This is a genomic window from Zobellia nedashkovskayae, from assembly GCF_015330125.1.
Taxonomy (GTDB): domain Bacteria; phylum Bacteroidota; class Bacteroidia; order Flavobacteriales; family Flavobacteriaceae; genus Zobellia; species Zobellia nedashkovskayae.
Window position 1 is genome coordinate 1,764,370 of sequence record NZ_JADDXR010000002.1, and the last position, 12,823, is coordinate 1,777,192.

Annotated in this window: 7 protein-coding genes; 2 read left to right on the plus strand and 5 right to left on the minus strand. The window is 36.6% G+C overall.

Features of this window, described 5'->3' with window-relative positions; translation table 11 throughout:
- Positions 1–144: 144 nt before the first annotated feature.
- The 5 genes from IWB64_RS07470 to IWB64_RS07490 form a co-directional block, all read right to left on the minus strand.
- Positions 145–849: a hypothetical protein gene (locus IWB64_RS07470; protein WP_194533414.1), complete on the minus strand. Its 705-nt coding sequence runs from the start codon at positions 847–849 to the stop codon at positions 145–147.
- Position 850: 1 nt separating this feature from the next.
- Positions 851–6,199: an AHH domain-containing protein gene (locus IWB64_RS07475; RefSeq protein WP_194533415.1), complete on the minus strand. Its 5,349-nt coding sequence runs from the start codon at positions 6,197–6,199 to the stop codon at positions 851–853.
- A 67-nt stretch (positions 6,200–6,266) separates the two neighbouring features.
- Positions 6,267–8,702 (minus strand): TonB-dependent receptor, encoded by a 2,436-nt coding sequence (locus tag IWB64_RS07480; RefSeq protein WP_194533416.1) that lies wholly within the window; start codon positions 8,700–8,702, stop codon positions 6,267–6,269.
- Positions 8,703–8,944: 242 nt separating this feature from the next.
- A complete protein-coding gene (locus tag IWB64_RS07485) occupies positions 8,945–9,472 on the minus strand; it encodes a GNAT family N-acetyltransferase (RefSeq protein ID WP_194533417.1) in 528 nt (175 codons plus the stop codon).
- Positions 9,472–11,280: a M61 family metallopeptidase gene (locus IWB64_RS07490; RefSeq protein WP_194533418.1), complete on the minus strand. Its 1,809-nt coding sequence runs from the start codon at positions 11,278–11,280 to the stop codon at positions 9,472–9,474. Before IWB64_RS07490 ends, IWB64_RS07485 begins: the two co-directional genes overlap by 1 nt.
- 147 nt (positions 11,281–11,427) lie before the next feature.
- Between IWB64_RS07490 and IWB64_RS07495 the strand changes: the two genes are divergently transcribed.
- Positions 11,428–12,018: a DUF3575 domain-containing protein gene (locus IWB64_RS07495; RefSeq protein ID WP_194533419.1), complete on the plus strand. Its 591-nt coding sequence runs from the start codon at positions 11,428–11,430 to the stop codon at positions 12,016–12,018.
- Positions 12,019–12,029: 11 nt separating this feature from the next.
- Positions 12,030–12,620 (plus strand): hypothetical protein, encoded by a 591-nt coding sequence (locus IWB64_RS07500; protein ID WP_194533420.1) that lies wholly within the window; start codon positions 12,030–12,032, stop codon positions 12,618–12,620.
- Positions 12,621–12,823 lie beyond the last annotated feature (203 nt).

The window sequence follows — 12,823 nt, forward strand, 5'->3', positions numbered from 1 at the left end:
TATAAATTGTGTTTTGCTAATTTATAATTCATTTGCTGTTTATTATTTTTTGTTTCTCCTCTTGTTTCTGTTACTACGGCTCTGTTCAACATATTGGTGCCGATGTGCAGCTTGGATTATATAATGTTTTATGAGTTTTAAAAACTAAACAAGCCTATTTGTAAAAGATATGGTTACATTTTTGAGTTCATTAAATTCAAAACCTGAGATCTTTAGCTCCTCTAATTTATTTTTTAATAATTCAGATATCAGGTAGCCTAATTGCGAGAAATAAAAAATGTCACTCTGATTTTCAAAAACAAGATTCATCTTTATTTTTAAATTTGATTTTAAGATTTTTTTCAATTCTTTATTGCTTGATACTTTTACATCCAACCTTTTATTATCCATAAAGAAAGAGGATTGTTCAGAGTTAAATTCATTCCATTCATTTTGAGCTAAATGAAAAATAAAATACTCTAACTTTTCTCCTTTGTACATCAATTTACTTTTGTAAAATCTAAAAGGCTTAGCAATACTATACTCTTCTAAAGTTTCTTTAAGTTTTCTTGAAACTAAAAAGCCTCTTGCAGAAGGTATGTTTTGACCTATATATCCGTATGCATCTAGCAAAATCCAATCATACTCTTTTTTGTAAGACAAATTATATAAATAGAAATAATCGAAAATTGGAGCATCATCAACATAATTTTCAAAAAATATCTTTCCAAATTCACCTCCCTTAGATAAAAAGCCGTTACTATTAGAAACCCTATCTCCATTGGCCCTAGGATAAACTTTTGGCCCTTCAGATAGTTCATCTTTTATGTTTTCATCATAAGAGCGAAGTTTTAATTGATAATATTTCATTTTATGGAATAATTAATGAGTTAACTACTTTATCTCCTTCAACTACTTGAGAATTTAATTCTACTTTTAAATCATTTACAAAATCAATAAAATCATCAAATGCATCTGACATATTTCCATTACTCTCATTAAATATTTCATCAATTTTATTAGTAATACCTTCATCATATGCAGGATGATTAGCGTGGTCTCCAACAACCTCTCCTAAACTGTTTTTTCTTCGTTTCTGAAGCATAATTCCATTTTCTAAATCCCCAAAATCCCAAGTTTTATTATTTTTTCTTGCCCAATCAAGAATACTCTGCAAGTTAGCATTGTCTCTAAGCACATTTTTTGGAATTATATGATGAGCTTCAAATAAATTCGATTGAAAGACATTTTTATGCCAATTATCAAAATCATCCAAATGAAGGGTGTATTCACTTAAATAATTTGAAGGATTTTGTTGTATTCGGTTGAAATATTTTTGGGCTACAGCTTTACTTTCAGCAACATCAAGAATAGCATTTCTGATATTCTTATTCATCAAGTTATTTACATAACTTACTAAATCTGCCCCTTCATCAGTTACATCATCAATTCCTCTTAAGGCCGCCTGATATTCGTCTTGTAATCCGTTTCGTTGAATAATATCTTCAAGTTGAGTGATTATTTCATCGATTTCATCTTGGTTAAGGTCGGAATTATTCTTTTTTAGTTGAGTTGCTCTGATAAATTCTCTCAATTCTTCAGCAGAATACCTGCTAACTTTTGCTGAAGATTGTGCAAGACCTTTTGTTAAGTCTAACCCGCCTTTGGCAGCTAAAGCGTAGGATACATATTTCCATTCTTCCCATTTTTCTTTGCACTTTTCCTTATCATCTTCTGTTTCTAGATTACCACAGCCGTAAGGACCACTTTCGGTAAAACTTAAAGTTATGTCTGTAACGGTATAAGCAAAATCGAAAAGTTTGAAAGAATTTTTTAATGCTATGGCAACCCTTGTGCCATCTTTTGCGGCCCTTATTGCAGTTATAGCACCAGCACCTTCTCCTAATGTTCCTATTGTTATAGCTACGTTAAAAGTGTTCCAGCCAAAATTTTTCCATCTTTGGGCTGTTTCATTTTCACCTAAATATTCTAGGAAAATTGCTGGTATAGGTGTCATTGCTCCACAAATTTCGGAAGCTCTAGGGTCTTCTGCACAGCCTGAAGCCAATGGCGAAACATCATTTAGAATGGTGAGACCAATCATATGAAAAGGATCAACATTATCTAATAAAGTTTCATATTCTTTGTTACTACCACAGCCTCTTGTGCCGGAACAACATGATATACACTTTTTAACAGATACTTTAAAAGTGTTCTCATGATAAACAACATCGTAATCATTACGATTTTGCACATATGAAACAAGTACATAATCTTTTTGTTCAACATCCCAAATTAACGGAGTTTCTATTTTTAGATTACTATCCGTTGCCATTACTGTTGAAAGACGCAAGATTTCTTTAAAAAAATCTGAATATGCATCGCCAGTAAAGTAGTCGCTAAGCCTATTTTTGAAATGGTATAATAGAGGCTTTTCGTTAACCTTATATTCAGCAGATTCTAATGCGGTAATAAAAGCTGTAGCTTCTTCGTCTTTTATTGCTGCGGTAAGTTTTGCAATTACTTCATGATGGTTTGGGAAAAAGAGTTTTTGTAGTTCTCCGTCGAACATAATCTTGAACATTTCAAGTTTTTTGTCTAAACTTAAAAGCTCTAACACTTCTACCTCTAAACGAAATGCCACTTCAAAAAGTTCATCTCTTTGTTCTATTGTTAAAAGACCTTGAACATCGTTTGAAACCCATTGATTTAAACTATTTAACGCTTTATAATAATTCTCCCAACTAAATGATTTTTGAACATTTTGCGTGATACTCTTTGCCGAATTTTCCCAAGCTTTGAACTGCTCTTTTTGGGCTTTAATTAATTCATCAGAACCTTGCTCACAAATTAATTCAGCAACCTTTCTTAAGTAATCTTCTTCAGAACCTTCTACAGTGGGAAGGTCTTTATATGAATCAAAGTATTTTTTTCCTTCTTCACACAAATCAGTTTCACAATTGGTTGTAATATTAACAGGGAGTAAATTTGAATTGGTACTGGAAAAATTGATACTATTTTTGTTGCTGTTTACATAGGCATAATCTGTCAAATACGTATTTGCACAATCATTCGGTACAGATTCAAATAAATAGACACTTGCATTATCCTGTATGTTCGGAATCAATTTAAGGGTATACGGATTATCATTACCTTCTGTATAGTAACCATCAAAACTGCCATCTGCCTTAAATCTCGCGTCATAGGCAACATTATTGTTCAATCTAAATCCGGGGACCGTTCCTTTAACCCTATCAGATTCTTCTTTTGACCTGATTATACTTGAATTCTCAATTGAAAATGGAGTCCAATCTGGTGTGAACCAAGTTCTGCCCGCAATCTCCCCATCCTCCTCATCTTGGAAAATATAAAACTTAAGATCAGGGTTATGAATTTGGGCCCAATGCGTATGCGGTAATTGGTCTCCGCTACCGTAGTCCATTAACCACTCCGTAGCATCTTCATTAATGCTATACTCAGTAAACGGGTGCTGTAAGGCAAAAATACCATGGCCTATTTCGTGAGCTAGAGTTTTGCTTTTATCACCGTCTTTATCTTCCTCTTTAGGATTGCCTCCAAAGACAAAACCCATTTGGCGCTGTAACGGCATAAACCCACCAATAGAGCTCGAAGGTTCAATATCATTGAAGACTAAGATATAATAGGTGTCACTTTTATACCCAGACAATTGCTTAACCCTGTTTACGAGCATTTTTTGCTCTTCATTGTAAGCGGCGGCCCAGGCACTCTCTCCAAAATCTAGCTGTTCGTTCGCACCAAGTTCACTTTTATTAACAGAAAGGTTGAGGTTATCTCCAAACTGGATATTGGCAACCGCTTTTTCAAAAATGTTGGAGACATTGGTTTCTATACTACCCAAAGAGGCTCCGTTAACGGAGACCAAGGCTACTTTTACCGTTCTTTCTGTTAGATGCCATAAAGTAAAGGCTCCTGCTGTAAGCTGTTTGATGTTGTTCTCTTTGTCAGGTACTACGGCATATATCACTTCATTTTCAAAAGTGTATCTACCCGTTAACGTTAATGTGGCCTTAGTACCATTTAGGATATGGGGTATAACCTCCCCTTGCTTATTCTTAAAGATAACATCAGAAGCAGCGTAGGTGCTGTTTTGAATATCAATATCAGCTTTTATTTGTGTGGTGGCACCATTTTTTACTGCGTGATGGGTGAGGGGGTAGTCATCGCCATCGGCATCTTTTATTATGGTATATTCTTGTTTGAGCTGGCCAATGCTGCCTGAAGGCATACTATCCATTCCGTAAGTTCCTTCTTCATCAAAGGTTACTAGAATACCTTGTGCCGTTAAAGATTCTATTTGGCCATCATTGGAAACCCCTTGTACATTGCCCGAGGTTACGGCTCCTCCAGAATCCATAACACCGCCTTCGGTTATCTCTCCATCGGCATCTACGTAATACGTTTTCCCTTCACTGTCGGTAATCACCATATCATCACCTAAAGGTTCTGATTTGGTTGCCCCGGTATAAGGGTTGGTAATGACAATTTTCCCGTCTTCTATAGTTATATCATCCTTGCTAATAGCCCAATCAACCTCTATTTCATCAAGGTCGTTATCTCCTTCAAAAAACTCCCCAGTTGCATCAACTACATCCGTAACGGTATTAATGGCTTCATCAATATCTAGAATGTTCTTAAGGCTAGGGTCGTACATAGTAGTTACCGTTCCTTCTGCTAACTTCTTGTCCGTATTAATGAGTATATTGGTAAACTCTACACCAACTCTAATACTGTTTAAATAAGGGATGGTTACATAGCCTTTTCCCGTAAACCTACCGTTGCTTCCACTTACGTCTAAAACGTTAATAGGAAAATCTCCTGCTGTAAATTGCTCACCAGAGTTAATACTTGGTAAAGGTTCTTTGTTGGATACGTCAAATTCTGGGGTAATACCACATTCATATACGCTGGCTTCGTCATCAGCAATAAAGGTGGTAAACTGTTTGGTTATGCTCCAATCACTACCAGTAACGGCGCATTGTTTTTGTACTTGATATTCATAAACAGTACCTGCTTTCAAATCCCACAACGTGGTTTGGTTTGAAGTAGTTTTGTTCATGAACCACTCATTCCCCCCTTCGGCTGCGCTCAGTGGGTCATTTTTCTGTCTGTATCTTAAGGTATATTCTGGGATATCCGTAGAAAAGTCGTCCCAGAAAATATTGGCATTGGTGCTGCCTTTAACCTCATGGCTTATTCCAATAGGTAAATCACAACTAGTAGCGTAACTGAACGAATAGATTTCACTATACCCTTGGTTTTCGAACAGACCAATTTCTTCAATACCTTGTTTGGCTTTTGCTTGAATACGCCACGCATAATTTTTTCCCGAAAGAAAAAGCGGATCTGCCGGTCCGTAAACATAGGTGGTTGCTGAGGTGGTGGTTGAAAAAACGGGTGGGGAACTTAAAAAGGCCTGTTGTGGGTCTACTTGGGTATCCCATATCTCAACAATACTGAGTTCGTACTCCACATTACTGACGTTTATGTGTCTTGGAGTCCATTGAAATACAATATTCTGTGGATTTGTTTCCGCTATATTGTCTTTATTTCTTGGTGAAACCAAAAACGGAGGATCGTTGTGAAAAACTACACTGGTAGCACAACTTCTTTGTGAAAGGCGATTGCCGGTAAGGACATCAAAAACTTCAAAACAGAAAGTATAGGCGCCTTCAGGAATTGCCTTGCCATATACGTTGGGCGAAATACCTGTAATATTTTCTAGCCTGAAATAGGGTGCCAATTGCACGTTGGTAAGCACTAATGGTGTTCCTCCTTCCAAAAAGAGCTGCTCTGCACCTACAACGAAATCATTACTCTGAAAGTTAATACCCCCACCTGAAAAATACGTACGGAGTCTAATCTCACGGTTGGCAACCTCAAAATCATTCAAAATAATTTGCACTCGCAACGGACTGCTTATGGTACTAGCATCTGCATAATCTGAAAAATAGATGGGCGAAGGAGGCGTCGCCTGCGGAATTACCTGAACAGGAAAAGATTGGGCGCTAGCAGAGAAAAAATTTAGTAGTAGTACTAATAAAAGAAGTGGACGAATTAAAAGAGTAGGTAGTGTAAAGTTTGCAGTTTGCAATTGCCCACAGTCGCTTACCAGCTCTTTTGTAAAATGCTGCAATCGTAACATGCTATTCTTCATATGTTTTACCGCTCTATTTAACATTCACTGCGCATTTTTTTAATTTTCACTAACTACTAACTACTAACTACTAACTACTAACTACTAACTACTAATTCTTATTGATATATTTCAGCTCAAATAAGTCTGGATTCACCAAATTCAACGACTTCTTATAATAGAAATCTATGATTTCATTTTCAAGATAGTATTCTAGTTTCTGTACATTACCTTCCGATTTCTCGTAAATCTCAAAGCCTTTCAGAGCGTTGGCTTCTTTAAATTCTTTTAAAAATCCACTTGGGTTAATGATGTCTTCTTTAGTGGTGTATTCAGAAAATTGCGTTTCCATCCATCTGTGGCCTACCAATTTTTCTAAACGAGTTCCCCGTTCTTTTAGCAATGCCTGATATTTTGGAGCTATAGCTTTATCCCTGACAGAGTAATCTTCAACTGCTTTTCCGTTTAACGGGTGTTTGTCGGCTTCCAGTTTTTTGACTACAAATAACTTTTCTAGAGCCATGTCAATTTTAGTCATATCGTCTTTGATGGACATTATGATATTGTAAAGGGCATCATCATAAACAGCTTGAAAATCACCGTAAGCATAAAGTTCCTTTAAAAAAACAAGGGCACTTTCTTTATACTTTTCTTCGCGTTTTTGCTCTTTGACTATGGCTAAAAGTATTTTTAGTTCGTCTTTTTTGAATTGCGGGATATCTGCAAATTGTGAGCTTTCGGACACATTGGTCAATTGCTCATTTAGTTCAGGAATAGTTCCGCTGTAGGAAACATTTCGGTATCTGAAACTAAGTGAGTTCTCCTTACTACGAGGCTCACGTTCGTTAAGAATTCGTTGGTTTCGGTCTAAATTAAGCTTGAAATTGTCAAAGGCGTAGCTGTAGCCAAAAGTTATAGTAAGGTCACGGCTATTGTTCAAATCTGTATTTCTAAAAAGCATCAGGAAATTTAGGTTGAGGTTATGCTTTTTATATAATGTATATGTGCTGCCCAATCTAAAATTATAAACGTTATTTTGTCGATTTCCATTGGTGAAGGCCGTGTTGTAAGAACTAGAGAAATTAGTACGAAGCTGCTTGTCAAAAAATTGCTTTCCTATTGACAACGTCGGTCCTAGAGTCATATTGTCATCTTCTGCCACTGTGTTATAAGAAACATTTCCGGCAAGCGAAATATTTAATGTTTGTTTTGGATAACCAAGGGTATAGCCAGCCATTCCATTGTAAAAGGAATTTTGACCACCTTCTATAGTTTCACCTTCTTGTTGATTGATACTGTTTTGGTAGACCAAATTTAAGTTGGTACTGTGTTGCTTTGTGTCTGTTTTCTTTAGCACATAGTTGACTCCTAAATTGGCGTTTTGAGAAATCTGACGGTAGTTAAGCGTATCTACATTGTCATAAACACCTACTTGGTTAATGTAGTCAAATTGATCTCGGATATTGGTATAAGATTGAAAGTTGGAATACGATGCATTGAAACCCAAACGTTCGGAAGCCGTGTAATTAGCATTGACCGAACTAACAATACGTTGTTGGTTTGATGATTTTGCCTTGTCCAAATTATCGCGTTGTAAACCGGCATTTACGCTAAGATTCAGTTTATTTTCAAAAATGGACTGACTGGCGTTTACTGTAATGTTTTCTAGGTCGTTATTGAAATAGTAGGCACCCAAAGTCTTGTAATCAGGGTCTATTCTTTCGTATCCCACACCTAAGGTTCCATTACCGGCTGGGTAATCAAAAGAAGCATTTAGGGCATTGTAATACTGAGTACTTATATTTTCTTTTAGGATGAAGGATAACAAGCCAGCAGACGCAACGTCTTCGGTCAAACGTGTGTCTTCGGTAACCCCTGAAATAGCATATTCTACATGAATAGTAGCCTTCTCAAATAGTCGAAATTCCGATTCAAATGAGAGCACAGCGTTGTCTTTTGGCGAAAGCCCAAGTTCTAAAGGATACGGAGTCTCCAAAGAATTTGTCTCGTCATTGGCCTTAAATAGAATAACACCCAGTTTCATGAAGTCAAAATCATAAGCGGTCTTAACACCGTACCCCATACGTTTATATGCGGTAAGGGCTTCAGGGTGTTCTTCATTATATTCTGTGGCCTTTAAAAACCTACCATACATTCCGCTGATTTGAAATTTTCCTTCGGGATTTAAATCAAAACCGGCTCCGCTAAATTGGTGTCCCGCTAAGGTATAAGGTGAAAAGGTCATACTAACATCCCCTAAATGCGCCGTGGCCCATTTATAAGAAGGGTGAAGACTAAGTCTATTAAAGTTGAACGGATTCGGAAAGTCGAATTCTTGATTGGAGTAGGTGAATGATAACGGAATATTATAAACCCCTGCAATATTAAAGTTTAAGTTACCTGTTAGGTAGTAGGTGAGTGCCTGGCGGTTGGCGGTACCATCATAATACACCGCATTGGCAGCTACACCGCCATTATAGCGTAGCCATTTTTCCTTGCCCAGTTGGTCAAAGTTGATACTTTGGGAAAAACCAAGGGTACAACACATAAGTAAGGGAACTATTAGTCGATACAAAGATTCTTGTTCTAAAACGTTAAATGTAAGTTAAACAAGGAAAATTACTACAATATTTTCGATGAAGCGCAACTGCTACGAGAGGATTTCACAAAACATCATGTGTTTTATAAAGAGTAAAATAAAGCTAATACACTATGGGTGTTGACTTCGATAAGGCTTCGATTTGGTAATGTGAAAATTTAAAGATTTTTAACATTAGCTTGAAAAAATCATTAAAAACTAACAACCTTCCATTCCTGACCAGCAGAGTAATACGTTTTCAGTTCTTTAAAACCAATGGCTGCATGTGCTTGAAGCGATCGAGTATTGCTAGCATCAATCTCGGTAATAATAGATTCAAAAGTCGGTTGCGTAACGGATTGCATGGTTTCATATAATTTTCTGAAAACACCTTGTTTACGAAAAGCTTTGTCCACACAAATTTGCCCCATAGCAATAAAACTGGGTATTGGGGGGATTATAGCTTCAAGTTCATCAAACATGGGCTTAAGAACGGCAATGTCATTTGCGAATTTCGGATGCATACAAAGGGCATATGCAATAACTAAATTATCTGACTTGGCTATAATATGAGCACAGACATCATTCATCGCTTTTAAAATTTCAAATGTATGAACCACAGTAACAAAACCTTCTTTTTCTTTTTCTTTGGGTGAAATGGAAGTAGGTAGGTTTTTCTGTTGAAGTGCCAGAATTTCCTTTAGTTCATTATCCGTTGTTGCCGTAGTATACGTTATCACTAGTATTCAGTTTTAAGCCAGTTATTTCTTTTGTGCAATTGCTTTTTTGAAGGGGCTTTACCATCCTTTTCCGTTAGAAATAAATGATAGTCTGGGTTTGCTTTTAGAATTAAGGTGGTGTGCTTTTCTACTCCGAAGCGTTCAAAAGTAATTTTCAGTGTATCTCCAATCTTTAGTTTTTCTATATAGGCACTGAATTGTTGCCCGTCCGGGAATCCATTTCCGTTAATATCGGTAATAACATCACCTTTATCCAGCACAGAAATATAAGCTGGAGATTCCATTTTTGGATTCGATTGAATTTCACCATGACCATCACCATCTAGCGATACAGCTGCCCCAAAATAAGGTTGTTCTGAATTTTGTTTCAACGTAACACCAACGGAGTTTAATAGCGAGCTATAATCAGGCATCTCACTTTTGTAAATATATTTGTTGAAGAAAGTACTGGCAAAGTCGATTCCAGCGTATTCAGCTAGCACTTGTTGAAGGTTTTCTATTACATACGGTTTTTCAGCTTTTCCATATTGTTTCCAAACTAGTTTCATGAAGTCATCTAGGTTCAATTTTTCTTCACGGAGTGATAGGTCAAGCGCAAGTCCGAGTACACTTCCGTAAGAATAATAAGAAATAAAGGTATTCTCTCTGTTTACCGGGTCTACGGAGGTAGCGGCATCCACAAAAGGAGCTTGGTAGCTCATTTCTATAGGGTTGAAATACTGAAGTGCAGGTGAGTTCCAGACATAGTTGAACGTTCCTGAAATGCCATCCACATACTTTTCAGGTGAAATAATTCCTGCTCTACAAAGAATAAGATTCGTGTAATAACTGGTAAAACCTTCGGCAAACCAAAGGGCACCACTCATATTGGTTTTTTCAAAATCAAAAGGCTCTAATGATTTTGGGCGAATACGCTCAACGTTCCAAGCATGAAAAAACTCATGAGACACGGTTCCGATATTACCTTCCATACCTCCATTGGCCAAACTACGTGTGCTAGTAAGAATGGTAGAATTACGATGCTCCATGCCATCACCGGAAGCATTGGGAATATAACAAGCTAAAAAAGTATAGGTACCATAATCAAATTCTGGAAGTTCTCCATATACTTCCTTTTCTGCTAGAACGGTTTTCTTTACGTTTTCGAAATATGCATCTAGTTCTTCATCTGTACCATTATGGTGCAGCACAAAACGTATTTTTTGTTTCTTTCCGTTGTCCTCAACCTCAAATTCACGAACCGAATGGTTACTTATTTCAGTAGGACTATCCATAAAATAATATAGGTTTGGAGCAGAATATGTGGTGCCAGAAGCCAAAGGAAGTTGAGTGGCTACCTTCCACTTCAAATCTTTTCTTACCTTAAAATCTACTTCAATTTTTCTATCGCTCAGGGCAGGGGCGTACATAAATGTCGCAGGTATATTTAAGTGGGCATGCGTTTCATCTACTTGAGAATAGGTACCTCCTCCTCGGTTGGCAAACAAAGTGTAACTTATTTTAATAGTACCATCATGGCCCGTTACTTGCCATGAATATGGGTCAGGACGTAACACTTCTAGAGTTTTGCCTTTGCTGTTCGTAGCTTTAAAACTATAAACGTTTTTTGCAAACTCATGCAGCGCATAGCGCCCAGGAGAAGAGCGACTCATTCTGAAAGCAACCGTATCCGTTTTTAAATCGGGAAAGGTTCCTTTTACCACCGCTTCATGGTGTACGGCATTCTCAAAAGAAATTTCATAGTTGTTGGTTTGGGCAAAAAGTACGCTTGTAGCAATAAAAAGAAAGAAGGAAATGGAGAATTTCATTGATGTAAATTTAATGAGACCAATATACTATTTAATCAGAGCATTCGCTATTTTTGAATTTTACCATTTTGAAGTAAGATTTGTATTACACGTGTAATCGAAACAATCTTTTTTGAGCTTAAGAATCTCTTTAACGACTGAATTACCATGATGAAAAAAATACACTGTATTGTACTGTTGTTCTTGGGTTCTATTATATTTTGTTTTGGGCAAGAAGAAACGAATTTTCCTCAATATAAAAATCAGATTTCTACAAATTTATTACTGCCTTTTGCTGGTAGTTTTGATTTAACTTATGAGCGAACAATTGCTAATAAGTGGGCAGTAGGTTTGTCCGGTGCAATTTATGGAGATGATTTTGGAGATTTTGATACTGAATCTTCAGGCTATTACGATCGTACCACAAATTTTGAGATAATGCCTTTTGTACGGTTCTATTTGAACAGCACTAAAACCAACGGCCACTTTTTTGAAGTCTTTGGTTCCATATCCCAAGTTGAACAAACCGGTGGGTATGTACGCAACGTTAATGATCAAGGCTACGGCGTGTATGTTATTGGCTCCGAAAACTACATTGTTGGTGGTTTGGGAACGGGATATGGGTATCGGTTTTTATTTATGAAGAACAGATTGGTTGTAGAAGGACAATTGGGTATACGAACCAATTTTAGCACTAATTTCTTTTTTTTAAATGTTGCCTTAGTGCGCACAGGAATAAAAATAGGGTATAGGTTTTAAAACTTGTGATTATGAGATATGCATATATTGGTTGCTTCCTTTTAAGCCTACTCATGGCAGGCTGTTTTTCTAATGATGACGATTCTGCGATAAACTATATAGACCTACAAGTAGAGGATGTATTTGTCTTTGATGACCAAACCGAGTATGTAGTTGGAGATACCATTTTCTTTTCGCAAAAATTTAGCCGGTATATTAAAGAAGAAGGGTACAATGAACTCTTGGATATATTTGAAACTACAAAAGACAATCAGTTTGCTTATTCTTTTAATGTTAAAAAATTCTCTGATTTTTCCAATACTTATGTGAACGTTTCAATAGACCCTGAATACATTATTACTTCAGGAGAAAGTCCTACGGATTACTTTTTTTACAATGATTACGTTACGGTTGCCAAATTGAACGAAGCAGAAGATGCATATGAGTCAAGGGTCGGAGTAGTTTTACAGGAAATTGGGTCTTTCCAGTTGGACTTATCTTTTGTCTATTTCAGAAATGGGTTTGATTACAATAACAAAGAGAGTGTTGATTTAGATATAAGGCACCGTTTTACAAGTCCTAATGATGCTTATAAAGAATTTGAGGTAGTAGAACAGCAGTAATGTTTTATTTTCCTTCTAAGTATATTTAACGAATTCAATTGAAGGTTCGTTTGCTTCCTGTTTTATAAACTTTTCGGCTTTACAATTTATATAACAAACCCAGTTATTGTTCAGGATCATATAATCATAATCTTTCCGTTTAGACAAAACCCCTAATTACATGGGGTGTCATAGCGCACATGGTTTTACCTTTGTTGTCAATA